Source organism: Brenneria roseae subsp. roseae (assembly GCF_003115845.1).
Classification (GTDB): Bacteria; Pseudomonadota; Gammaproteobacteria; order Enterobacterales; family Enterobacteriaceae; genus Brenneria; species Brenneria roseae.
Genome location: NZ_KZ819023.1, coordinates 415,835 through 438,565 on the forward strand (window position 1 = coordinate 415,835; position 22,731 = coordinate 438,565).

At 55.2% G+C, this 22,731-nt stretch carries 24 protein-coding genes; 20 read left to right on the top strand and 4 right to left on the bottom strand.

Annotated elements, in window-relative coordinates; translation table 11 throughout:
• Nucleotides 1-11: 11 nt before the first annotated feature.
• Nucleotides 12-275, top strand: coding sequence for a type II toxin-antitoxin system ParD family antitoxin (locus DDT52_RS04140; RefSeq protein ID WP_136155221.1), 264 nt, complete (start codon nucleotides 12-14; stop codon nucleotides 273-275).
• A complete protein-coding gene (locus DDT52_RS04145; protein WP_136155222.1) occupies nucleotides 272-583 on the top strand; it encodes a type II toxin-antitoxin system RelE/ParE family toxin in 312 nt (103 codons plus the stop codon). Before DDT52_RS04140 ends, DDT52_RS04145 begins: the two co-directional genes overlap by 4 nt.
• Here the strand turns inward: DDT52_RS04145 and DDT52_RS21365 are convergent.
• Together DDT52_RS21365 and DDT52_RS04150 are read right to left on the bottom strand one after the other, a co-directional pair.
• A complete protein-coding gene (locus DDT52_RS21365) occupies nucleotides 580-711 on the bottom strand; it encodes a hypothetical protein (protein ID WP_281728897.1) in 132 nt (43 codons plus the stop codon). The two genes, DDT52_RS04145 and DDT52_RS21365, sit on opposite strands and share 4 nt — an antisense overlap.
• Nucleotides 708-1,886, bottom strand: a complete 1,179-nt coding sequence (locus tag DDT52_RS04150) for a serine hydrolase domain-containing protein (protein ID WP_136155283.1) — start codon at nucleotides 1,884-1,886, stop codon at nucleotides 708-710. The genes DDT52_RS21365 and DDT52_RS04150 overlap by 4 nt, the downstream gene beginning before the upstream one ends.
• A gap of 142 nt (nucleotides 1,887-2,028) precedes the next feature.
• Between DDT52_RS04150 and DDT52_RS04155 the strand changes: the two genes are divergently transcribed.
• Complete coding sequence (locus tag DDT52_RS04155) at nucleotides 2,029-2,946, top strand: LysR family transcriptional regulator (protein ID WP_136155223.1); 918 nt, start codon at nucleotides 2,029-2,031, stop codon at nucleotides 2,944-2,946.
• Nucleotides 2,947-3,061: 115 nt separating this feature from the next.
• Entirely contained in the window at nucleotides 3,062-4,843 is a 1,782-nt protein-coding gene (locus DDT52_RS04160) for a type III effector HrpK domain-containing protein (protein WP_136155224.1), read from the top strand.
• Nucleotides 4,844-4,940: 97 nt separating this feature from the next.
• Here the strand turns inward: DDT52_RS04160 and DDT52_RS04165 are convergent, their stop codons facing one another.
• Nucleotides 4,941-6,167, bottom strand: a complete 1,227-nt coding sequence (locus DDT52_RS04165; RefSeq protein WP_136155225.1) for a M20 peptidase aminoacylase family protein — start codon at nucleotides 6,165-6,167, stop codon at nucleotides 4,941-4,943.
• A gap of 207 nt (nucleotides 6,168-6,374) precedes the next feature.
• Here DDT52_RS04165 and DDT52_RS04170 point away from each other — a divergent pair, with 207 nt between their 5' ends.
• From DDT52_RS04170 to DDT52_RS04195, 6 genes are all read left to right on the top strand, one after another.
• Nucleotides 6,375-6,539: a hypothetical protein gene (locus DDT52_RS04170; RefSeq protein WP_247595479.1), complete on the top strand. Its 165-nt coding sequence runs from the start codon at nucleotides 6,375-6,377 to the stop codon at nucleotides 6,537-6,539.
• Between the two features lie 451 nt (nucleotides 6,540-6,990).
• On the top strand, nucleotides 6,991-7,875 hold the full coding sequence (gene nifH, locus DDT52_RS04175) for a nitrogenase iron protein (RefSeq protein ID WP_136155226.1): 885 nt from the start codon (nucleotides 6,991-6,993) through the stop codon (nucleotides 7,873-7,875).
• 11 nt (nucleotides 7,876-7,886) lie between these two features.
• Nucleotides 7,887-9,335: a nitrogenase molybdenum-iron protein alpha chain gene (gene nifD / locus DDT52_RS04180; RefSeq protein WP_136155227.1), complete on the top strand. Its 1,449-nt coding sequence runs from the start codon at nucleotides 7,887-7,889 to the stop codon at nucleotides 9,333-9,335.
• Nucleotides 9,336-9,395: 60 nt separating this feature from the next.
• Entirely contained in the window at nucleotides 9,396-10,961 is a 1,566-nt protein-coding gene (nifK, locus tag DDT52_RS04185) for a nitrogenase molybdenum-iron protein subunit beta (protein ID WP_136155228.1), read from the top strand.
• A gap of 58 nt (nucleotides 10,962-11,019) precedes the next feature.
• Entirely contained in the window at nucleotides 11,020-11,235 is a 216-nt protein-coding gene (nifT, locus tag DDT52_RS04190; RefSeq protein ID WP_136155229.1) for a putative nitrogen fixation protein NifT, read from the top strand.
• Nucleotides 11,236-11,286: 51 nt separating this feature from the next.
• Nucleotides 11,287-11,952: a NifB/NifX family molybdenum-iron cluster-binding protein gene (locus tag DDT52_RS04195; RefSeq protein ID WP_168709728.1), complete on the top strand. Its 666-nt coding sequence runs from the start codon at nucleotides 11,287-11,289 to the stop codon at nucleotides 11,950-11,952.
• A 150-nt stretch (nucleotides 11,953-12,102) separates the two neighbouring features.
• On the opposite strand, the gene dld is transcribed toward DDT52_RS04195, so the two are convergent.
• A complete protein-coding gene (gene dld, locus DDT52_RS04200) occupies nucleotides 12,103-13,848 on the bottom strand; it encodes a D-lactate dehydrogenase (RefSeq protein ID WP_136155231.1) in 1,746 nt (581 codons plus the stop codon).
• 225 nt (nucleotides 13,849-14,073) lie between these two features.
• Here dld and nifE point away from each other — a divergent pair, with 225 nt between their 5' ends.
• The 10 genes from nifE to nifM all read left to right on the top strand — a co-directional run bounded on the left by nifE (nucleotide 14,074) and on the right by nifM (nucleotide 22,730).
• Nucleotides 14,074-15,450 carry a nitrogenase iron-molybdenum cofactor biosynthesis protein NifE gene (gene nifE / locus DDT52_RS04205; RefSeq protein WP_136155232.1) on the top strand — a complete coding sequence of 459 codons (1,377 nt, stop codon included), beginning with the start codon at nucleotides 14,074-14,076 and terminating at the stop codon, nucleotides 15,448-15,450.
• A gap of 15 nt (nucleotides 15,451-15,465) precedes the next feature.
• Nucleotides 15,466-16,854 (top strand): nitrogenase iron-molybdenum cofactor biosynthesis protein NifN, encoded by a 1,389-nt coding sequence (gene nifN, locus DDT52_RS04210; protein ID WP_136155233.1) that lies wholly within the window; start codon nucleotides 15,466-15,468, stop codon nucleotides 16,852-16,854.
• Complete coding sequence (locus DDT52_RS04215; RefSeq protein WP_136155234.1) at nucleotides 16,851-17,312, top strand: NifB/NifX family molybdenum-iron cluster-binding protein; 462 nt, start codon at nucleotides 16,851-16,853, stop codon at nucleotides 17,310-17,312. The genes nifN and DDT52_RS04215 overlap by 4 nt, the downstream gene beginning before the upstream one ends.
• Nucleotides 17,313-17,453: 141 nt before the next feature.
• Nucleotides 17,454-17,771, top strand: coding sequence for a hypothetical protein (locus DDT52_RS04220; protein ID WP_136155235.1), 318 nt, complete (start codon nucleotides 17,454-17,456; stop codon nucleotides 17,769-17,771).
• Between the two features lie 26 nt (nucleotides 17,772-17,797).
• Nucleotides 17,798-18,643, top strand: a complete 846-nt coding sequence (gene nifU, locus DDT52_RS04225; RefSeq protein WP_136155236.1) for a Fe-S cluster assembly protein NifU — start codon at nucleotides 17,798-17,800, stop codon at nucleotides 18,641-18,643.
• A gap of 34 nt (nucleotides 18,644-18,677) precedes the next feature.
• Nucleotides 18,678-19,868: a cysteine desulfurase NifS gene (gene nifS, locus DDT52_RS04230; RefSeq protein WP_136155237.1), complete on the top strand. Its 1,191-nt coding sequence runs from the start codon at nucleotides 18,678-18,680 to the stop codon at nucleotides 19,866-19,868.
• 17 nt (nucleotides 19,869-19,885) lie between these two features.
• The gene (nifV, locus tag DDT52_RS04235) at nucleotides 19,886-21,031 is read left to right on the top strand and encodes a homocitrate synthase (RefSeq protein ID WP_136155238.1); all 1,146 of its coding nucleotides are present in this window, start codon (nucleotides 19,886-19,888) and stop codon (nucleotides 21,029-21,031) included.
• A gap of 61 nt (nucleotides 21,032-21,092) precedes the next feature.
• A complete protein-coding gene (locus tag DDT52_RS04240) occupies nucleotides 21,093-21,443 on the top strand; it encodes a nitrogenase-stabilizing/protective protein NifW (protein WP_136155239.1) in 351 nt (116 codons plus the stop codon).
• The gene (locus DDT52_RS04245; RefSeq protein ID WP_136155240.1) at nucleotides 21,440-21,886 is read left to right on the top strand and encodes a nitrogen fixation protein NifZ; all 447 of its coding nucleotides are present in this window, start codon (nucleotides 21,440-21,442) and stop codon (nucleotides 21,884-21,886) included. The genes DDT52_RS04240 and DDT52_RS04245 overlap by 4 nt, the downstream gene beginning before the upstream one ends.
• Nucleotides 21,873-22,730, top strand: coding sequence for a nitrogen fixation protein NifM (gene nifM / locus DDT52_RS04250; protein ID WP_168709725.1), 858 nt, complete (start codon nucleotides 21,873-21,875; stop codon nucleotides 22,728-22,730). The genes DDT52_RS04245 and nifM overlap by 14 nt, the downstream gene beginning before the upstream one ends.
• The last annotated feature ends 1 nt before the right edge of the window (nucleotide 22,731 follow it).

The following is a 22,731-nucleotide window of genomic DNA, read 5'->3' on the forward strand; positions in this document are numbered from 1 at the left end:
TGGAGGCAATGATGGCAACCAGTATCGCGTTAAGTCCTTACTTCGAGCAATTTATCCGTGAACAAATCGAAAGTGGTCGTTACAACAATGTAAGCGAAGTCATCCGGGCGGGGTTGCGGGCACTGGAAGAGCGAGAGCAGCAGATAAAGCTTGATGCGTTACGGACAGCGGTAGCGTTGGGTATGAACAGCGGAAAGGGTAAGGATGCTGAAGCGGTGTTCGGGCGTCTGTCGCAGAAATACCGGCGCATGGCTGAAGGTGAGAAAGCGGAATGAAATTGACCGTATCGCCGCTGGCAGAACGGGATATCGAGGAGATAGGTGACTATATTGCGCAAGATAACCCAGTACGAGCACTTAGCTTTACCGAAAACCTGTACCAACAGTGTTGTTTGATAGGCGACAATCCCTGGTTTTACCGTGAACGCCCGGAATTGGGGCTATCTATCAGAAGTTGTGCTTATGGTCGTTATCTTATCCTGTACGGCACGACAGATACGGAAGTGAGGATAGAGCGTGTCTTGCACGGTGCGCGTGATATCAACAGTCTGTTCTCAGAGTCACCGGAGGGTCATAAAAGTTAGTACTCTTCATGCAAGGCCGCAGGGGACGTTGTCTCTTGCCTTGTTCGGGTGAAGCGCTCCGGCGATAAATACCACCCGGCCAGCGCCAGCAAGCCGGACGGGGGAAAAGATGCGAACGTCCGGGTCATACCCAACCTTCCGGTGTATTGATACCGTAGACGGCATCGCGCAGATCGGAAACAAAGCGGCCGGACATCCCTTCATACAGGGTGTTGGTCAACGCCACGACGCTGAATCCTTGTGCCCGATCAACAAACCATGAGTGACCGTAGACACCGCCCCAGCGCCAGGTGCCAACGGATTCGGGTGAGTTGGCCGCCTGCGGATCGCGCAGGACGGAAAAGCCAAGACCGAAGCCCAAACCCGGCGCATCGGGCAGCATCAGCCCTTGAATTTGATCGCTCCCCATCTCTTCCACCAGCGTAGCGGGAAGGAGCGGTGCGCCGCCCGATCGCAGCGTTTCCAGCAGTATCAGCAGGTCATCGGCACTGCCGACCATTCCCGCCCCGCCAGAGGGGAATGCCTGCTGATCCAGTGCGCGTGCGGGCGAGAAGTTGGTGCCAATCGTGCCTTCAAAGGAAGAAACCCGCTCACCTTCCTGCAAGCGGTGAGGACGTGGTATGTCGTTGACATAAGCGGTAGCCAGACGCTCGCTATCACGGGTATAAAAGGCCGTATCGTTCATGTTTAGTGGCGCAGTAACCAGCTTGCGAACCGCTTTGTCCAATGTCAACCCGCTGGCTTGCTCAATAACCGCCCCCAGTACGTCAATTGCCAGTGAATAGCCCCAGAAATAGCCCGGGGCGTAGAGTAAAGGGACGCTCGCCAGCCGGCGCAGATTTTCTTCCAGCGTAATACCCGCCGCATCCATACCGTCAGAGACGCCAGCAAGCGCGTAAGGCCCTTCGCTGTCGCTCTCTAAAAATCGATAGCCTAGTCCGGCGGTATGGCTGAGTAACTGTCGTGGGGTAATGGCGGGAATGGCGCCATCCGCCAGACGAGGCTGAAAATAGGGCAGCCATTGGCGGATATCTTCATCCAGTGCCAGCCTGCCTTGCGCAACCAATGCCATTGCCGCCGTCGCGACAATCAGTTTACTGACGGAGGCGAACCGAAATAATGCATTCTCGCGCATAGCCTGTCCTGCCTCGCGATCGGAAAAACCCGCCGCCCGGCGATATACGTTTTTCCCATGACGATTTATTTTCACTACGGCACCGACAAGCCGCTGCTCGCTTAACGCTTGTTCAATGACCTTATCCAGACCGGCTGACCACCGTTCGTCAATGGCATCTGACGGCATTAATGATGATGTTGTATTCGGCATACCCGATTCCTTATTCACTCAACAGCAGATGATTGACAATGTAGAGGACTAGGCAATCAGGAAAAAGCGGGGTAGATTTCCATTATCTATGGACTTTTTTGTCCGCAATGAGAGCTATATGGATAGTCTGAACAGTCTTACCGTATTTGTACACGTAGCGGAAACGCGCAATTTTGTGATGGCAGGACGCATTCTGGGCGTATCGGCATCGGCGGTGGGGAAAAGTGTGTCGCGACTGGAGGCCAGACTGGGGGTAAGGTTGTTTCATCGCAGTACCCGCAGCATGACGCTGACCGCTGAAGGGATACTCTTTCTTGAACGTAGTCGGCGCATTCTGGCCGAGATTGAAGCCGCCGAGCAGGAACTGTCGCAGGCGACAGAAATGCCAAGTGGACGTTTGCGGGTCAGTCTGCCGCCGGTGAGCGCGTTGGTGCTGCCGACATTGGGTGAGTTTATGCGTCAGTATCCGGCGATTGAGATGGATCTTGATTTCAGCGAGCGTCTGGTTGATGTGGTGGAAGAAGGATTTGATGCCGTAGTGCGTACGGGAGAATTGACGGATTCCCGTTTGTCAGCCCGTAAGCTGGGCGAGTTTAATCTGCTGTTAGTGGCATCACCTGCCTATCTTGAACAACGCGGCACGCCGCAGGAACCGACCGATTTGGCACAGCATGTTTGTCTCCACTATCGTTTTCCAAACAGCGGAAAGCTGGAAATCTGGCCGCTGCGTAATGAGCCTGACCTGTCTATTCCCATTTCAATGGTTTGCAATAATATCGAGACCAGAGTGTGCTTTGCATTACAGGGGCTGGGCATTGCCTGTTTGCCCGATTTTTCCGTACAGAACGAATTGCGGGCAGGATCGTTACGTACCGTGCTCGATAACCATGTTGCACGCACGGTAGGATTACATGTCGTCTGGCCATCGGGGCGTTATATCACGCCGAAGCTCAGAACGTTTATCGATTTCCTCAGTGAACACGTTTTTGCGACGACTGAAAACCACTGCCCCGGACGCAGCAATAACGTGAGGTGATAACCAGAGGCCTGATTCATTCAATCAATCCCCGTTTTATTCGCCGTAAAAGGAACTTATGTTCGCATTCTGCCACGTAATCTCTGATGAATGGTGCAGCAGGGTGGAAAACAGAATGGTGAATCGTATAGAAGGAAGGGGGAGCAATTGGTTGGGAACCGTTTCTCATGATGTTGCCAACGCCGTGCGGCGCGAGCCGGCGACGATGGCGCAGGGAAAGGCCGCCGGTTCGCGGACCATCGATTTTGGTAGCACGTTTTCTCCGCCCAGCCCCGAAGACGCGTCCACCGGGAAGCTGAATCAGCGTGTTTCCGTGGGTTCCTCGATGCCATTGTCGCCGACAGGAGGGTTGCCGACAGCGGCAACGCCGGTGGCCATCAGCAAAGCGCCGGTTGCCAATCTTCATGCGATAGATCAGTCCAAATACAGTAATCCTGAGGCGTTGGAAAAATGGGCGGGATTGCTGAGCGATTTGCCGGAAAAGGAAAGGGAAAGTGCCGCAAAAGAATTAAATCGTCCGCTAGCGGCGGCCAAAATGCTGCGGGACGGTGGGAAAAACGCGGAAAACGCCCTGGCTTATATTCGTGAAAATCCGGCGCTGTACACGGCAATGGATACCAGCAGGGATGGTGGCGTCGCAGATGGCTTTATCTCAAACAGAGATATCTCTTCATTTGTAAAAAATATGACGCACCGGGCGGAGGATGCGGCGAAAACCGTCAGTGAATATGTACGCCGTCATCCTGACGCCGATCCCCAGGCTTTACGTCTGGTGCGATCCTCCGCTCTGCTATTGGCGAATGAGCCTTTGCTTCGGGCGGCCGATCCCGCGAAATCGGCGACGCACTCTTCTCCGATCAAAACGGATCGAACCGCGACGCTTACCGACCTTAACGCGGTGGTAAAGGATAATCACACGCTTTCCCCACAGCTTAAGGCCGCCGCTAAACTGTGGTCGCATCCCGGTTTATTCGGTTTATTGGAGCATGCCGATGTGAAGGGCGAGAAGTTGGCCCGAGTCGCGCATGATGGCAAGCTGATGATGAAAGATATGATCAGCTGGATTAACGAACAGGCGCCAGCCAGCCGTGCGGAAGTGGACGATACGCTGCATAATGCCGCGACGTTAGGGCTGGCGGAAAAAACGGATATCAGCAAGCTGGATGAAGATGTTTTTGCTTCACCCGAGTCATACAGCGCTGCACAGAAAGCCGCCACACTGGTGAAGTTGCAACAGACGCTTGAGCAGGTCATTGCTGGTCGTCAGTATCGTGATACTTCAGCGACGGAACGGGCGCTGAATCAGCGTATTGATCAATTGCAACAAGACCGCGGCGTCATTCAATATTTCGGGCAGGATGTGCCATATGAAATACAGCGCATCATGTTATCCGATCCGGTTTTGGCGCAAACGTACATCAATCAGCCCCGTCATTCTTCATCACCGGCGCAGGGGAGAGCGGCGGGGCTTGAACCGCCCATGCTGATGTCGCAAGGCGTTGGCGGCACGGGGATGAAAAGTGAAAATCAACTGGTTAAAGATACTGCGCGTCACGTTATGGATTTCAGCAAAGCCTCGCTGCATGCCGATAATCTGGCTCAATCCGCAGGCGGCAAAGTCGCCATCGGGCTGGCGGGGAAAATGGGATCTGCGATAGCCGGACGTGTGGTGGGGGCGGTGGCGGGTGAAGCGGCCGGGGCTGCGGCGGCCTCCGCCGTCGGCGCGGCGGCAGGGCCTGTCGGCTGGGCCGTCAGCGGAGCGTTGAGTCTTGGTATGGGTATTGCCGAGTTGGTCAGTTTTTTCAATGCGAAAAGCAAACTCAAAAATCGACGAGCGGATTTTGCCAAAACGGTTAATCCGACACTGGAACAATTCAATATCGCCAAACCGCGTTGACATCATCCTGTGGTAGTGCCGCGATGAGAAACTATCCTGAGTGCGAGGAAGACTCAGGAGGGTGTTCGCCGCCGGACGCTATTGGGCGCTTCTTTGATTAATTTTGTTGCACTTTCAGTGAGGAAGGCGCAGTCCGCAGGGGGATTGGGTGTTTTGATGCGTCGCTTTGCACGCGCTGCTGATGCAGCGCCGCTTCGGCCAGTTGTGCAAAGTAGCGTGCTGCCGGTGCGATGGCGTGCTCATCCGGGTTGAACTGTGGATGGTGCAACCCAAACTCGCTACCTGAACCAATACTGACAAACGTCCCCGGGATCTGCTGAAGATAGAGGGCGAAGTCTTCCCCGCTCATCTGCAACTCGGCATTTTCTACCCGATAGCCCGCATCCTGAGCAATTTTTTTGCTAAAATCGGCCCAGAAATCGGTATTGACCACCGATGGCGGGCCCGGTTGCCAGTGCAGCTCGGCCCGGGCGCCCAATGCAAGCGTGATCCCCTGGATCAATTGCCTGATTCGGGCTGGAATCTGTTCCCGGATCTGGGTGTTATAGGTTCGCACGGTGCCTTCGAGTTCCACGGTTTGCGGCAGTACATTCCAGGTGTTCCCGCCGTTAATTCGCGTAACGCTGATGACCAGCGATTCGAGAGAGCTGAAGCTGCGGCTTGGTAATGTCTGTAACGCATTAACAATGTTGCAGGCCGCCACAATGCTATCAATCCCTTCCTCCGGTTTGGCGGCATGTGCGCCTTTGCCGGTTACGTGGATAGAAAAACGGTCGACATTGGCATAAAACGGACCGCCCCGGGTGGCAAACGTACCTGCGGGTAAATCCGGGGCATTATGTAAGCCGAAGATGGCAGAAACGTCCTGCAATGCGCCTGCCTGAATTAAATGTTTCGCGCCGGTTGAAACTTCCTCGGCTGGTTGAAAGAGGATGCGTACCCTGCCGGGGAGCCGGGTTTCGTATTTCTTCAGTAAACAGGCCGCGCCTAACATCACCGCCGTATGAAAGTCATGTCCGCAGGCGTGCATGACCCCGGGGTTTTTCGAGCGAAAAGGGAGGCCGGTCAGTTCTTCAATCGGCAGGGCGTCAATATCGGCTCGCAACGCGATAATCGGGCCGGGCCCGTTGCCCAGCTCAGCGACAACGCCGGACGTTAACGGCAGCGGCAACAGGGGAATGCCTTTATCTTGCAGCCAGTTGGTAATGCGGGTGGTGGTTTGATGTTCCTGATTGGAAAGTTCGGGGTATTGATGTAATTCTCGTCGCCACTCAATGAGCTGCTGCTCGAATGAATCGTCACTACAGACCTGGATATCAACCATATCACCCAACCTTCTTAATATTAAAATACCCCTGCGGCGTGAAGAACGGGGTAACGAATATGCTTAAAGGTAGTGGAGAGTGGTTCAGAGGATAAATACCGTCTGGTTATATTTCATAGCGGATTATCATGAACGCAATATTCTGCATTTCTGTCTATCATCAGTATGATATGTTGATTGACTTGAGATCTAGAAACCGGAATACGCGTGAAGACGATTCGATTTGCAGCGATCATGCTGGAACACAACCATATCTATGATATGTGCCGTCAGTTGGTGGACGCCGGGGCGGAGCTGGTTTCGGTTTTCGATCCCGATCCTGCCAGGCTGGATATTTTTGTCGCGAAGTTTCCTGATGTCCGCATTGTTTAGAGCGTTCGTTCTTTAATGCGCTAATCCACGACTGCCTGCATCGAACCGAAACGGCGATAGCGCAATCTCACGTTTTTAAGGCCGCGGAGCTGGCTATTTCCGCACAGCTCCGGGCGAAAAAGATTGCCTGACGGGGGATTCCTGCGTTCACCTCTGACTGATAGGGTTTGAACGCAATCAATCCTGCCGCCAACCCCGGTTAAAAATCCCACTATCTGATGACCTGCCAACGTGACGAAAGTGTGTTGGTATTCATAACATCCGCCTGATTTCCCCTGTCGCTTTTGTCTCTTTTACAACAATTGGTCACGTTATTGTTCCTAACCACTCGTGAATCGTAAGGCATTTTTTGTTTTTTATCATTAATAATCAATTGGTTGGTTTGTTCTTTGAGTGTGGTATGTCCCCTGCAATATAAACAGGGACATTTACTGTACAAGAGGAAGACACCATGGCAATCCGTCAGTGTGCAATTTACGGCAAAGGTGGGATCGGTAAGTCCACCACCACGCAGAATCTGGTGGCGGCGCTCGCCGAACTGGGTAAGAAAGTGATGATTATCGGTTGCGATCCGAAAGCGGATTCAACGCGTTTAATTCTCCATGCCAAAGCACAGAACACCATTATGGAAATGGCCGCGGAAGTCGGCTCCGTTGAGGATCTGGAACTGGAGGACGTGCTGCAAACCGGATATGGCGGCGTGCGCTGCGCCGAGTCTGGCGGTCCTGAACCCGGCGTAGGCTGTGCGGGGCGTGGGGTGATTACCGCCATCAACTTTCTGGAAGAGGAGGGCGCGTATGAAGACGATCTGGATTTCGTGTTTTACGACGTGCTGGGCGATGTGGTCTGCGGCGGTTTCGCCATGCCGATCCGTGAAAACAAGGCGCAGGAAATCTACATCGTGTGTTCCGGAGAAATGATGGCGATGTATGCGGCTAACAACATCAGCAAGGGGATCGTGAAATATGCGAAATCCGGCAAGGTCCGTCTGGGCGGGTTGATTTGTAATTCCCGTCAGACCGACCGCGAAGATGAGTTAATCATCGCGCTGGCCGATAAGCTGGGTACGCAGATGATCCATTTTGTGCCGCGCGACAACATCGTTCAACGCGCCGAAATTCGCCGTATGACGGTGATCGAATACGATCCGACCTGCAAGCAGGCTGATGAGTATCGCACGCTGGCGGGCAAAATCGTCAACAACACTAGGATGGTCGTGCCGACGCCCGTCACCATGGATGAACTGGAAGCCCTGTTGATGGAGTTCGGGATTCTGGATGAAGAAAACGAAGCCATTATCGGTAAAACCGCGGCAGAAGAAGCGGCGTCCATCTGAGGAGTCATCATATGACAGACACCATTACGCAACAAAATCAGGCGCTGATTCAGGAAGTGCTGGAGGTTTTTCCGGATAAGGCCCGGAAAGAACGCGCCAGACATATCATGACGGTAGAGGCCGGGATGGAATCGGTAGGGAAATGCATCACTTCCAACCGCAAATCCCAGCCCGGGGTCATGACGGTACGCGGCTGCGCCTATGCCGGTTCCAAAGGGGTGGTTTTCGGGCCGATCAAAGATATGGCGCATATCTCTCACGGGCCGATTGGCTGTGGGCAATATTCCCGCGCCGGACGGCGCAATTATTACACCGGTATGAGCGGTATCGACAGTTTCGGCACTATCAACTTCACCTCTGATTTTCAGGAGAAAGACATTGTGTTCGGCGGCGATAAAAAGCTGCGTAAGCTGATCGATGAACTTGAACTGCTGTTTCCGCTGACCAAAGGGATCAGCGTGCAATCGGAATGTCCGGTGGGGCTGATCGGCGACGATATTGAAGCCGTCGCGCGTTCAGCGAAAGAGGCGATCGGTAAGCCGGTCGTCCCGGTGCGCTGTGAAGGTTTCCGCGGGGTATCGCAATCGCTGGGGCACCATATCGCCAACGATGTCATCCGTGATTGGGTCTTGCCGGCCCGTGACGGTCAGGAATTTGTCGCCACGCCGTATGACGTCGCCATTATCGGTGATTACAACATCGGCGGCGATGCCTGGTCTTCCCGTATTTTGCTGGAGGAGATGGGGCTGCGCGTGGTGGCCCAGTGGTCGGGAGACGGAACGTTAGTGGAGATGGAAAACACCCCAAAAGTTAAACTCAATCTGGTGCATTGCTATCGCTCCATGAACTATATCTCTCGTCATATGGAAGAGAAATACGGCATTCCCTGGCTGGAGTACAACTTCTTCGGGCCGACGCAGATCGCGGCTTCGCTGCGCAAAATTGCGGCGCTGTTCGACAGCACGATCCAGGCGAATGCGGAAGCCGTTATCGCCCGCTATCAGGCGCAAACGGATGCGATTATTGCGAAATACCGTCCGCGTCTGGAAGGGAAAAAGGTGTTGCTGTACGTCGGTGGGTTGCGTCCCCGTCATGTGATTGGCGCTTATGACGATCTTGGCATGGAAATTATGGCCGCCGGCTATGAGTTTGCCCATAACGACGACTATGACCGTACCTTGCCGGAACTGAAACAGGGCACATTGCTGTTTGATGACCTCAGCACCTATGAGCTGGAAGAGTTTGTCAAACGCCTGAAACCCGATCTGGTGGGATCGGGGATCAAGGAAAAGTACGTATTCCAGAAGATGGGGATGCCGTTTCGGCAAATACACTCCTGGGATTACTCCGGCCCCTATCACGGCTACGACGGTTTTGCCATCTTCGCCCGCGATATGGATATGACGCTGAATAACCCGTGCTGGAAACAGCTGAATGCGCCCTGGCTGAAATCCGCCTGAGGCCTGACGACCCGTTTATCCCGTTAGTTCACCGATTCGTGGCGCGGGAGGAGTAATACGATGAGCCAGAATACAGAGAAGGTAAAACCCTGTTATCCGCTGTTTGAGCAGCCGGAATATCAGGCGCTGTTCGCCAGCAAAAGCGAGCGGGAAGAGTCACACAGCAAGGAGCGCGTACAGGAAGTCTTTGCATGGAGCACGACGCCGGAATATGAAGCGCTGAATTTTCAGCGTGAGGCCCTGACGATTGATCCGGCGAAAGCCTGTCAACCTTTGGGCGCCGTGCTGTGCTCCCTGGGTTTTGAGAAAACATTGCCTTATGTGCATGGTTCTCAAGGGTGCGTGGCCTATTTTCGCACCTATTTTAACCGTCATTTTAAAGAGCCGGTAGCCTGTGTCTCTGACTCAATGACCGAAGATGCGGCGGTATTTGGTGGCAATAACAACCTGAATCAGGGGTTACAGAACGCCAGCGCGCTGTATAAACCGGACGTGATCGCCGTTTCCACCACCTGCATGGCGGAAGTGATCGGGGATGATTTGCAGGCCTTCATCAGCAATGCCAAAAAAGATGGCTTTGTGGATGAGTCCACCCCGGTGCCTTACGCCCATACCCCGAGCTTTATCGGCAGCCACATTACCGGCTGGGACAATATGTTTGAAGGGTTTGCCCGTACCTTTACCCAGAGCGCGGAAAGCTATCAGGTTGGCAGCAACGGCAAGATTAATCTGGTGACGGGATTTGAAACCTATCTTGGTAACTATCGGGTTCTGAAACGGATGATGGCGCAGATGGCGGTGGAGTGTTCGCTGCTTTCCGATCCGTCAGAGGTACTGGATACCCCGGCTGACGGACATTACCGTCTCTATGCCGGCGGGACGACGCAGGATGAAATGCGCGACGCCCCTAACGCGATTGATACGCTGTTGTTGCAACCCTGGCATTTAATCAAAACTAAAAAAGTGGTGAAAGAAGACTGGGGACAGCCGGGAACGGAAGTCAGCGTACCGATGGGGTTAGCGGCCACGGACGAATTTCTGATGACCATCAGTCAACTGACGGGAAAACCGATTCCGGAATCGCTGGCGCTCGAACGCGGGCGACTGGTTGATATGATGCTGGATTCCCATACCTGGCTGCACGGCAAACGCTTTGGCATTTATGGCGACCCCGATTTCCTTATGGGACTCACCAGATTCCTGCTGGAACTTGGTTGTGAACCTGCGGTGATCCTCTGCCATAACGGGAACAAGCGCTGGAAGAAGGCCATGAGTAAAGTATTGGAGACGTCGCCCTATGGCAAAGACAGCGAGGTGTTCATCAACTGCGATCTGTGGCATTTCCGGTCGCTGATGTTTACCCGCCAGCCGGACTTTATGATTGGTAACTCGTACGGCAAATTTATCCAGCGTGATACGAAAGCCAAAGGCGATCGATTTGAAGTTCCGCTGATTCGCATCGGGTTCCCGATCTTCGACCGTCACCACTTGCACCGGGCAACCACCTGGGGCTATGAGGGGGCGATGACGATGCTGACCACGCTGGTGAACGCCATACTGGAAAAACTGGACAGCGACACGATGGAGCTGGGTAAAACCGATTACGGTTATGACCTGATCCGCTAACGACAAAAGCCCTCTGCCTATTCATACAGGGGGCTTTCGCCGATCCACAGGAGGACGCATGGCCAACATCATTCTCCGTCAGGGCGCTGACGGTCTGCACTGCTACATTGCCAAAAAAGATCTGGAGGCCAGAGTCACGTTTCTGGAGTTCGATCGGCCAGATTACTGGGGCGGTCGCATTGCGCTGGAAGGGGGGCAGGACTGGTTTATCGCGCCATTAACGGCAAAACCTGCGTTTCCTGTCACGCTACGGGCGAAAAAATGTGAAAACTGACTGTCGACCACGATTTTTTGATTATGACTACTACCGGAGATGCGCATGAGCCTGACTCGGGATGATTTACTTTTCTGGCGGCTGTTTGCTCTGGCCCAATTGTTGCCAGAAATTACCCCCGCCACATTGATTAAATGGCTGGAAACAACCTGCAATGAAGCGTTAACGCTGGAACGTCTGTCGTCGCTGTCGCTGGATGAACTTTCCCGCCATGCGCCATTGGGCCATGCCGCCCTGAGTGTGACGCGCTGGCAGCAAATTATGGACTGCCTGAATGGCAATCTGCCCCCGCATTTGACGGAACAGTCGGAACGCTGTCACGGTCAGCAGTTACAGGTGGCGTTTGCTTCCAGTAACGGACTGACGGTAAACGGTCATTTCGGGCAGTGCCGTCTGTTTTTCATTTACGCCTGGGATCGGCAAGGCCCGTTTCTGAGCGCCTTACGCCGTTACCAGCCGAAAGAGGAAGAAGATGGCAACGAAGGGCGTTTACAGCTACTGACGGATTGCCACCTGTTGTTTTGTGAATCGATTGGCGGACCGGCCGCGGCGAAAGTGATTCGGCGCAATATCCATCCGATCAAAGTTCCCGTCGATACGACTATTGATGAACAGCTTCAGGCATTACAGAACATGATCGCGGAACGTATGCCACCGTGGCTGGCGAAACGTTTGGGGAAAGATAACCCGCTGCGACAGCGGCAGTTTGGGTTGTAACCCGGGAGATGAAGCGCCCGCCGATGATATGCCGGAAGCATATCATCGGCTTTTGCGGTATCCATACGGCTCATTCAGAAGAGGCCGGCGGGAAACCGCCTTTTGTCCGGTGTTTCTTCCCTGAGGGTGAAGATCTGTTCCGGCCGGTGGTTAGTGATGGCTATCGCCGTCGCCGCCGCCCCAGTTTTTCAGCCTGGAGGTTTTACCAATTCCCGGATTTAAGCTATTGGTTGGATCATTATGCTGGTAGAACGCCTTTAACTGAGGCTTGGCCTGATACAAATGCCCGACGTTATGCTCGGCGGGGTACTCTGCGCCACGTTGGTCGAGCAGGGCCAGCATTTTCTCTTTCAGCTTATGCACGTCAACGCCTTTCTTCACAATGTAATCCTGATGGAAGACATAGCACATGAAGTGGCCGTAATACAGACGGTGTACCAGCATATCGTCGAATTCCGCCGGCAAGTGCTCAAACCATTCTTGATCGTTACGTTTCAGGGCGATATCCAGCGGCAGGATGTTTTCCACCTCGTCGCTATGTACCGCATGGTAGCGAATCGCGGCGCCCGCCGCGGCAAACCGGTGCAGAAAGGCTTTGGCGCCTTCTTCCTGCGTGCAGACAAAAAATTCACCGTCGGCGTCGCGAAAATACTGCTCCAGCCACTGGCGAGCCTCTTCAATGCCGTTACCGGCCATTTTCAGCATCAGATGGTGTTCAAAACGATCGCGATAGGTTTTCAGGCGCTCAGGCAGATGGGAAGGCAGCAGATGGCAGAGGCTCTGCATGGTGCGATCCACCAGATGCGACGGCAGCAAGGGCACTTTGCCAAAGAGGGCGTCCATCCTTCCTTTCAGATTAAAAAACAGGGGCATTTTATCGGTACCCAGCTTGTCGATCATGACAAACGTGTCTTTACCGTATTTTTCGGCAATATCGAAAATATCGCGATGCATATATTCACCCGCCACCGGCAGGTTTTTAAAGCGGGAAAGGATATGGCGGCGCAGTTCGGTCAACACCTGGGGTTGATTGGTGCCGATATAGAACACCTGCTGGGATTTTTCCGCCGGGAACGTATCCAGACGGACGGCAAAAACCGACAATTTTCCGGCACAGCCGGCGGCTTCAAACAAGCGTCGTTCATCGGCATTAAAGCGCGATGGCGTATCCGCATCGATATCACGGATACGCTCGGCATATTCATGGTCGGATGCCTGACGTTCGTCGTGGATCACATCCTGCTCGCGGTATTGCTGTGACTCCAGACGGGTCAGAATCTCTTCCGGCGTGTTGCCCAGATCGATCCCCAGATGATTGATCAGTTCTACCTGTCCCTGTTCATTAACCCGCCCGTAGAGCGCCATTTCGGTATAGGCCGGGCCACGATGCACCAGCGAGCCGCCGGAGTTGTTACAAATACCGCCGATCACGGACGCGCCGATGCAGGAAGAGCCGATCACTGAATGTGGTTCGCGGCCCAGCGGCTTCAATATCCGCTCCAGATGCCATAGCGTACTGCCCGGCAGCGCCACCACCTGTTGTCCCTTATCCAGCAACTGAATTTTATCCAGCCGCAGGGTATTGATGATCACAATTTCACGGTCGTATCCCTCACCACTCGGCGTGGAACCCTCTGTCAGGCCGGTATTGGCCGCCTGCATCAGCACGATGCGGCCTGCTTCAATGGCGGCTTTGAATACGTTCCACTGTTCGAGCAGCGAGGCGGGGAATACCACTGCCAGCGCCTCGCCCTGACCCGAACGAAAACCTTTACGGTAACGCTCCGTTTTATGTTTATCGGTAAGGATATGAGATTTACCGACAATGTCGGTCAGCGTGTGGATGAGTGTTTGGGCACTGACGGAAGAGGTGACGGGGGAAGCATAGTCCTGCATGACTGTTTGTCCTGTTAATAAATCCAATAGATGCGATAAAAAGCATAGCGTTTACTGTGAATCTTGCTTGCCCGTTCTTTCTCCGCGGGTGAAGGGGATTGACAATCATTGTGGGTTTTGTCGCACAACCTACAATGATAATTTATTAAAAATCAATGAAATATCCTATGGCGCGCCAATTGCAATGTTCTTCACGCAGTCACACTAACCGTGCCGAGGTAAGTAATGAGAAATAGCGAAATCGTGGCGTTAATGGATCAGCCGGCCTGCGATCATAATGGCGGTCAGAAATCTGGCTGTAGCACCCCCAAACCGGGGACGGCGGCGGGCGGCTGTGCGTTTGACGGTGCGCAGATCACATTGTTGCCGATTACCGATGTGGCCCATCTGGTTCATGGCCCAATCGGGTGCGCGGGCAGTTCCTGGGATAACCGCGGCAGCCATAGTTCCGGACCACAGATTAACCGTCTGGGATTCACTACCGATATGAGCGAGCAGAACGTGATTATGGGACACGGTGAACGCCGCTTGTTCCACGCTATCCGGCATATTGTTGAACGCTACAGCCCGGCGGCGGTGTTTATTTACAACACCTGTGTGCCGGCGATGGAGGGCGATGATATCGAAGCCGTGTGCCGTGCGGCGGAACAGGTCAATCATATTCCCGTCATCGCGATTGATGCCGCCGGGTTTTACGGCAGCAAGAATCTGGGTAACCGCATCGCGGGCGATATCGTGGCGAAGAGGGTGGTTGGTCAACGGGAGCCGGCGCCCTGGCCGGCAGATTTCGCTATCCCGGAAGAAAAAGGTCACAGCATTGGTTTAATCGGCGAGTTCAATATTGCCGGAGAATTCTGGCATGTCCTGCCGTTACTGGATCAACTGGGCATTCGCGTACTGGGTAGTTTGTCCGGTGATGCCCGCTTTGCCGAACTTCAGACCTTGCATCGCACCGAAGCCAACATGCTGGTGTGCTCGCGGGCGCTGATTAACGTCGCCCGCTATCTTGAACTGCACTATGGCACGCCCTGGTTTGAGGGCAGTTTTTATGGCGTCAGAGAAATGTCCGCCTCATTGCGTACGCTGGTTGGGCTGCTCGGGGACGATGATTTACAGGCCCGCGCCGAAACGCTGATCCAACAAGAAGAGCGGGCGGCCAATCAGGCGCTGGCTCCTTACCGTCAGCGTCTGAAAGGTAAACGCGCGCTGTTGTATACCGGCGGGGTGAAATCCTGGTCGGTGGTGTCGGCGCTACAGGATTTGGGGCTGGATGTGGTCGCTACCGGCACGAAAAAATCGACCGAAGAGGATAAATTCCGCATTCGCGAACTGATGGGAGAGAACGCGGTCATGCTGGATGACGGCAATGCCCGCCTGTTGCTGGATACCGCCTACCGTTACAACGCCGACATTATGATTGCCGGTGGCCGCAATATGTACACCGCCTACAAGGCTCGCCTGCCGTTTCTGGACATCAATCAGGAACGGGAACACGCCTTTGCCGGGTATCAGGGCATCGTGACGCTCGCCCGCCAGCTCTGTCTCACGCTGGAAAGCCCCATCTGGTCGCAGGTCAGTCGCCGGGCCCCCTGGCAACACTGAGTAAGGAGAAATTCAATGGCTCAGATCCTCAAGTCAGTCAAACCTCTTGCGACCAGTCCGATTAAAAGCGGGCAGCCGCTGGGCGCCATTTTAGCCAGCATGGGACTGGATGGCTGCATTCCACTGGTCCACGGCGCACAGGGATGCAGCGCCTTTGCAAAAGTGTTTTTTATTCAGCATTTCCATGAACCTATTCCGCTGCAAACGACGGCGATGGACCCCATTACGACCATCATGGGGGCGAACAATAACGTATTGACGGCGTTGTCAGTGCTGTGTGAGCGCCACAATCCGCGGCTTATCGTGATATTGAGCACCGGCTTGTCTGAAGCGCAGGGCGCCGACCTCGCGTTTGCGTTACGCCAGTTCCGTACCGAGCATCCCAAATACCAGTCTGTCGCTATTGTCACCGCCAGTTCGCCGGATTTTTATGGTTCGATGGAGAATGGCTATGCCGCGGTGTTGGAAAGCGTTATTGAACAGTGTGTGCCGGCGACGATGCCGAAAGGGATACGCAAAAAGCGAGTGAATCTGCTGCTGGGGCATATGCTGACGCCCGGCGATCATGAACAGATTCGCAGCTATGTGGAAGCCTTTGGCCTGCAACCGATCGTGTTGCCGGACTTGGCCGGATCGCTGGATGGGCATCTGGCGGAAGGGGATTTCCTGGCGCTCACCCAGGGCGGAACGTCGGTACGTGAACTGGAACAGATGGGGCAGAGCGTTTCCACGATTGCCATTGGCGTTTCGCTCCAGCGGGCGGCCCGTCTGTTGGAGAACCGTTGTCAGACGCCGTCATTCTGGATGCCGCATCTGATGACGATGGATCAATGCGATCGCTTTATCCAGCATCTGCAAATGATCTCAGGGCGGGAGGTTCCAGCCTGGATCGAGCGCCAGCGCGGTCAGTTGCAGGATGCGATGATCGATACGCATGTCTGGTTGCAGGATAAACGGCTGGCGATTGCGGCAGAGGGCGATCTGCTGGCGGCCTGGCTGGATTTTGCCATCAGTCAGGGGATCCGGCCGCAGTGCGTGGTCGCCCCGGCGAATCAGCCGGGCTTATCGTCACTGCCGGTCCCGGAAGTCCAGATTGGCGATCTGGAGGATATGGAAGACAGACTGCGTGCTCAGCGGATTGATTTACTGTGCGCCAATTCTCATGGGGCGCTACTGGCGGAAAAATACCACCTGCCGCTGATTCGCATCGGTTTTCCGTTGTTTGACCGCATCGGTGAGTTTCGCCGTTTGCGACAAGGATACAGCGGTATTCGCGACACGTTGTTCGAGCTGGCTAATGCCATGCGTCAGGCGCACCGCGAAATGCCCGTTTATCATTCGCCGCTGAAGCAGGATTTTTCACTGACCCCGGTTCAGGACCCCGTCATGGAGGACCGGCCATGAGGCATTTAGCCCGTCAATTAGCCATTCCCTGCGCCGATAGCTGGATCATTCGCATTGCATTTGCCAGCGTCGATCTCCGCGTGGTCGATCAACATTTTGGCTCTTCGCCCCGGCTGGCGATTTACGGTGTTCGCAGCGATGAAGTGCAATTGCTGGAAGTCGCCGATTTCACCGTTTGTCAGGGACACAACGAAGATAAGCTCATCAGTCGCATCAACGCGGTGGAAGGCTGTTTTTCGTTGTACTGCACCGCCGTGGGGGAAACGGCTTTCCGCCAACTGCTGGGCATCGGCGTGCGCGCGGTCAATGTACAGATGAATACGCCGATTGCCATGCTGCTGGCGGATGCGCAGGCGCTATGCGACGACGGACGAATTAGAAAATCCCCGCGGCAGAAAGACCGCAACCGTTTTAACGTCATGATGCAGGAAAGCGGGTGGTATGAGGGGGACTTGTAAGCAGTGCGACAAAACCGACAATTACCGTTGTTTATGTCGCAGCTCAACAACCGAGTTAAACGCTATCTTGCTGATAAAAAACATTTTTGTGACTGGTATCACATTTGCAGAATGATAAATGACAGCTACAGGAGCAAAACCATGATGCATATCGATGCAATGACGCTAAATCAACTCCGTCTGCGTCAGCAGCAGCACGGACAAACCATCGCCGGGCTGGCGCTGGTCGTCAGAGGGGATGCCTGCCGGGGCTGGTCATTGCAGATGATATGGCGTTCCCAGGCGTTACCCGATGAAGAATGCCGGGAAATCGCAGGGTTGCGGTTATTGGCTTCCGCACCGCATTGGCAACAGTTGGCGCAGGCCCGTATCAGTTCGGATACGCAGGGCATCTGGGTCGAATTTCAACCTCTGGGATGCCGATGTGATAGTGGTTCATGCGAAGTATCAACAGCATAAGTCGTTTATGAACGGGAGTAGTGAGCATGTGGAATTATTCTGAGAAGGTAAAAGAACATTTCTTTAATCCGCGCAACGCCCGTGTAGTCGAGCAGGCCAATGCGGTAGGCGATGTCGGTTCTCTCAGCTGTGGTGATGCTCTGCGACTGATGTTGCGGGTCGATCCCGATAGCGAGGTGATCCAGGAGGCCGGATTCCAGACCTTCGGCTGCGGCAGCGCCATTGCCTCGTCATCCGCATTGACCGAATTGATAATCGGCAAAACGCTGGAGGAGGCCGCGCAGGTCACCAACAAAGACATTGCCGATTATCTTGACGGCCTGCCGCCGGAAAAAATGCACTGTTCGGTCATGGGACAGGAGGCCCTGCGCGTCGCGATTGCCAACTACCGTGGCGAAACGCTGGATGACGATCATGAGGAAGGCGCATTGATCTGCAAATGCTTTGCCGTTGATGAAGGACAAATCAAACGTGCGGTGCTGACCAACGGGCTGACGTCGCTGGAGGAGGTGATCCAGTACACCAAGGCGGGCGGGGGATGTACCGCCTGTCACGAAAAAATCGAACAGACGCTGAGCGATATTCTGGCCGCGGCCGACGGCCAGCCGGTTGTTGAGAGCGTAACAGAAAAGAGTCAGCAGTGGCTGGCGGTCGAGGACGTTATTGCCGGGCTGCGCCCGCATATCCTGATGGATGGCGGTGATATCACGCTATTGGACGTGACGGAAAACGAAGTGCGGGTTGCTCTGTCGGGAAGTTGCCATGGCTGCATGATGACGGATATGACGTTGGGCTGGCTCCAGCAGAAACTGCTGGAGCGGCTGGGCAGCTTCATCCGTGTTATCGCCGATGATCCGGTTGTCGCCGGATAATTATTCATTCTTCAGCCTTCAAGGAATGCGCACAATGAAACCCATTTATCTGGATAACAACGCCACTACCCGGATTGACCCGATGGTACTGGAAGCCATGTTGCCATTTTTGCAGGATCAATATGGCAACCCGTCATCCATCCACGATTTCGGTGAACCTTCCCGCCGGGCGCTGGCCCGTGCCCGTGAACAGGTCGCCAGCCTGTTGGGCGCCCGCTATGACAGCGAAGTGATTTTTACCTCTTGCGCGACGGAAGCCACCTCTACCGCGATCCTTTCGGCCGCGGAGGCTTTTCCGTCCCGTCGCGAGATCGTTACCACCGCGGTCGAACATCCGGCGACGCTGGCGGTGTGCGAACATCTGGAACGTCAGGGATATAAGATTCATCGGCTGGGCGTGAACGAACAGGGCGCGCTCGATCTGGATGCGTATCGAGCCTTGCTGCATGACGGCGTGGCGCTGGTGACGGCCATGTGGGCAAACAACGAAACGGGCGTATTGTTCCCGATTGAGCAGATGGCGCGACTCGCCCATGAGCACGGCATTCTGTTTCACTGCGATGCGGTGCAGGCCGTCGGGAAAGTACCGATTGCCATCGCGGATTCCGGGATCGATATGCTTTCCTGTTCGGCGCATAAAATCCACGGTCCGAAAGGCACCGGCTGTTTGTGGCTGCGGCGCGGTACTCGTTTCCGTCCGCTGTTGCGCGGCGGGCATCAGGAGCGCGGCCGGCGGGCAGGAACGGAAAATATTGCCGGTATTGTCGGGATGGGCATGGCGAGCGAATTAGCCGCGCTGCACCTGCCAATGATGATGAGCAGCATTGCGCCGCTGCGCGATCGGCTGGAGGCGGGGTTGCAGTCTATCGCCGGTACCCGCGTGATGGGCGGTGAACAACCGCGCACGCCGAATACGCTTAATATTGCCTTTGAGTTTATTGAAGGCGAAGCCATTTTGCTGATGCTCAATCAGGTCGGTATCGCCGCATCCAGCGGCAGCGCCTGTACCTCGGGTTCATTAGAGCCGTCCCATGTGATGCGGGCCATGGACATTCCGTATACCGCCGCGCACGGCAGCATTCGCTTTTCACTGTCGCGCTATACGCGCGAGCGGGAAATCGACTATGTCCTGGAACAGTTGCCTGCGATCGTTGATCGGTTGCGCGCCCTGTCCCCGTACTGGCAGCAGGATAAACCCGGCGCGTTCATGCCGGCCTGGGGCTAATCAGGGAGGTTTCGCTCATGCAACCCATCGTCATTAACGACACTACGCTGCGCGATGGCGAACAAAGTCCCGGCGTCGCGTTCAGCGCGGATGAAAAGCTGGCTATTGCCGCCTCATTGGTCAGCGCGGGAGTGCCGGAGCTGGAAGTCGGCACCCCGGCCATGGGAGAAGAGGAGTGCGCGCGCATTTATCGCATTCGCCAGACGCTACCCGATGTCACCCTGATGGCCTGGTGCCGGTTGAATGAGGGCGACATTCGGCAGGCGGCGGCATTGGGGGTGAACTGGGTGGATATCTCGCTGCCCGTTTCTGCCTGTTTACGGCAGTACAAGGTCGGTTTGTCATGGCCGGATATGCTGCGGCAATTGGGGGAACTGACCCGGTTTGCATCATCGCTGGGGCTGAGCGTGTGTATCGGGGGCGAAGATGCCTCGCGCGCCAGTGAGAAAGATTTGGCGGCCGTTGCGCAGACGGCCCGTTTATCGGGAGCGCAGCGAATGCGTTTTGCCGACACGCTGGGGTTACTCGATCCGTTCTCCGCCTTTCAGCAAATTCAACAGCTGCGGCGCTACTGGTCGGGCGAACTGGAAATTCATGCGCATAACGATTTTGGCATGGCGACGGCGAATACGCTGGCCGCGGTGCGGGCAGGCGCGACACACGTCAGCACTACCGTTTTAGGGTTGGGAGAGCGGGCGGGTAACGCTGCCCTGGAGCAGGTAGTGCTGGCGCTGTCACACACGCAGCTGGGCGATACGCACATTGATACCACACGGCTGCCTGCGCTTTGCGAGCAGGTGGCCCGGGCGGCGGGCGAAACCATCCCTTATCGGCAGCCGCTGGTCGGCGAACGGGTATTTACTCATGAATCCGGGGTCCATGTCGCCAGCCTGCTGAAAGATGTCGAAAGTTACCAAAGCATCGCCCCGCAGATACTGGGGCGCCAGCATCAACTGGTGCTGGGGAAACACTCCGGGCGGCGGGCGCTGGAAGCGATTTTCTCGCAGCTTGGTCTGGCGGTGAATGACACGCAGATCCCGCTGATCCAGCAGGCGCTACGGACGTTCGCTGAAACCGGTAAGCGGAGTCCTACCGCGGATGAGCTATGCCATCTTTATCAGGGGCTGTCGGAGATACCGGCGCGGGCGCTTAACGTAGTCTGAGCGCCGATAATGCGTCAGTGATGTATCGCGGTAGGGCAAGCGAGTGGTAAGAGGTAGCGTTATGGATTGGTTTGATGAACTGCCCGGCGTGAGTCAGTTGGAAAGCGCCGAGGATTTTCTGCATTTTTTTGCGATCCCCTTTGATGCGCAACAGGTGCAGGTCCGGCATTTGCATATCCTGCATGCCTTCAGCCGCCGTTTGCGGCAATACCATCCCGCGGAAGAACCGCTGATGCCCCCGCAACAACGCCAACAGTTTCGCTTGGATCAGGTGCGGACCATGTTGCGGGAAAGTTATCTGTTCGTCGTCAGCGGTGAATTGCGTGAACGTTCAGAGTTGAAAGTCTATCAACGTACCGTCCGCTGTTTCATTCCCTGGCTATTACTGGATGATGAAGGAGACGTAACATGAAACCCCGATTTGCGTTTGGTGAGGCGGTGCGGGTGATCAGAAGCGTACGTAACGACGGGACGTTCCCGAACAAAGCGCGCGGCGAGCTGTTGGTGCGTCGCGGCACCATCGGCTATGTGCGCGAATGGGGGACGTTTTTGCAGGATAACATCATCTATCAGGTCCATTTTATTGATGATGACCGTATCGTCGGGTGTCGCGAACAGGAGTTGATTCCGGCCAGTGCGCCGTGGGTTGAGGGCGCGTTTCAATATGGCGACTGGGTTTCCGCCTCGATGATTCTGGCAACCGATCATCATATCCGCGTGCAGGCCGGGGATGTCGGTCAGGTCATGGGCGTTGAACACGGCACACGGCCGATGCAGTTCATCGTCCTGTTTGGCGGGACATTATTGCAGGTACCGGAACATGCACTGGAGGCCATTGATCATGACGGCCTGTAATGCTGAAACGCTTTCCATGTGGCAGCGTTATTCCCGTCTGAAGCTTTCCTTATCGCTGCATCAGTGCCTGCCGTGGCAACAAACGGAAGAACAGCGGCGTTTATTCGTCATCCAGTTGGCGCGCCAGTGGAAACTGGAACGCGCCATCAGCGAACGGGCGGAGCAGCAGGGTATCCGGGCGGACGAACACGGCATCATGACCGCGCAATATGTTCTGCGCACGTTTTTCGATGATGAACCGTCCTGGCTGGCGGCGTTGCGACATGCCGGTATTGATGACGCCGGGCTGCTACAGGCGCTGACGCATGAAGCGACATTAACCGCCGTGTTGGATGCGGTCGCCGGGCAGGCGCCGCCGGTCAGCGACGGTGAGGTTGAAACATGGTATCAGCAGAATGCGCATCGCTTTCAGCAACCGGAGAAACGTCTGGCGCATCACTTGCTGCTGGTGATTGACGACGCACCGGCTGATTCAACGCGGGTGGCGGTGGCCGACCGCATGGCGGCGCTGCAACATCGGTTACAGATGGACCCCCGCCGTTTCGCTCGCCTGGCGGCACGTTTTTCCGAGTGTCCGACGGCGCTGGAAGGCGGCAAACTGGGGTGGATAAAGCGCGGTATGCTATACCCGGAATTGGACGCCATGCTTTTTTCCATGCAGACGGATACGCTCAGCCCGATCGTGGAAACGGCAATGGGACTGCATATTCTATGGTGTGAAGCTATTCAACCTGCGAGCGAAATCCCCAAAGCGCAGGCACTGGCGCAAATCCGCGAACAGTGGCAGGAAACCCGGCGTCAGCAGTACCTGCGTCAATGGCTGGCGACGATCGGCGCACGGTAAA

Coding starts and splice junctions, on each gene's coding strand:
- DDT52_RS04140 (WP_136155221.1), top strand. CDS start 12: ATGGCAACCAGTATCGCGTTAAGTCCTTACTTCGAGCAATTTATCCGT.
- DDT52_RS04145 (WP_136155222.1), top strand. CDS start 272: ATGAAATTGACCGTATCGCCGCTGGCAGAACGGGATATCGAGGAGATA.
- DDT52_RS21365 (WP_281728897.1), bottom strand. CDS start 711: ATGACCCGGACGTTCGCATCTTTTCCCCCGTCCGGCTTGCTGGCGCTG.
- DDT52_RS04150 (WP_136155283.1), bottom strand. CDS start 1,886: ATGCCGTCAGATGCCATTGACGAACGGTGGTCAGCCGGTCTGGATAAG.
- DDT52_RS04155 (WP_136155223.1), top strand. CDS start 2,029: ATGGATAGTCTGAACAGTCTTACCGTATTTGTACACGTAGCGGAAACG.
- DDT52_RS04160 (WP_136155224.1), top strand. CDS start 3,062: ATGGTGAATCGTATAGAAGGAAGGGGGAGCAATTGGTTGGGAACCGTT.
- DDT52_RS04165 (WP_136155225.1), bottom strand. CDS start 6,167: ATGGTTGATATCCAGGTCTGTAGTGACGATTCATTCGAGCAGCAGCTC.
- nifH (WP_136155226.1), top strand. CDS start 6,991: ATGGCAATCCGTCAGTGTGCAATTTACGGCAAAGGTGGGATCGGTAAG.
- nifD (WP_136155227.1), top strand. CDS start 7,887: ATGACAGACACCATTACGCAACAAAATCAGGCGCTGATTCAGGAAGTG.
- nifK (WP_136155228.1), top strand. CDS start 9,396: ATGAGCCAGAATACAGAGAAGGTAAAACCCTGTTATCCGCTGTTTGAG.
- nifT (WP_136155229.1), top strand. CDS start 11,020: ATGGCCAACATCATTCTCCGTCAGGGCGCTGACGGTCTGCACTGCTAC.
- dld (WP_136155231.1), bottom strand. CDS start 13,848: ATGCAGGACTATGCTTCCCCCGTCACCTCTTCCGTCAGTGCCCAAACA.
- nifE (WP_136155232.1), top strand. CDS start 14,074: ATGAGAAATAGCGAAATCGTGGCGTTAATGGATCAGCCGGCCTGCGAT.
- nifN (WP_136155233.1), top strand. CDS start 15,466: ATGGCTCAGATCCTCAAGTCAGTCAAACCTCTTGCGACCAGTCCGATT.
- DDT52_RS04215 (WP_136155234.1), top strand. CDS start 16,851: ATGAGGCATTTAGCCCGTCAATTAGCCATTCCCTGCGCCGATAGCTGG.
- DDT52_RS04220 (WP_136155235.1), top strand. CDS start 17,454: ATGATGCATATCGATGCAATGACGCTAAATCAACTCCGTCTGCGTCAG.
- nifU (WP_136155236.1), top strand. CDS start 17,798: ATGTGGAATTATTCTGAGAAGGTAAAAGAACATTTCTTTAATCCGCGC.
- nifS (WP_136155237.1), top strand. CDS start 18,678: ATGAAACCCATTTATCTGGATAACAACGCCACTACCCGGATTGACCCG.
- nifV (WP_136155238.1), top strand. CDS start 19,886: ATGCAACCCATCGTCATTAACGACACTACGCTGCGCGATGGCGAACAA.
- DDT52_RS04240 (WP_136155239.1), top strand. CDS start 21,093: ATGGATTGGTTTGATGAACTGCCCGGCGTGAGTCAGTTGGAAAGCGCC.
- DDT52_RS04245 (WP_136155240.1), top strand. CDS start 21,440: ATGAAACCCCGATTTGCGTTTGGTGAGGCGGTGCGGGTGATCAGAAGC.
- nifM (WP_168709725.1), top strand. CDS start 21,873: ATGACGGCCTGTAATGCTGAAACGCTTTCCATGTGGCAGCGTTATTCC.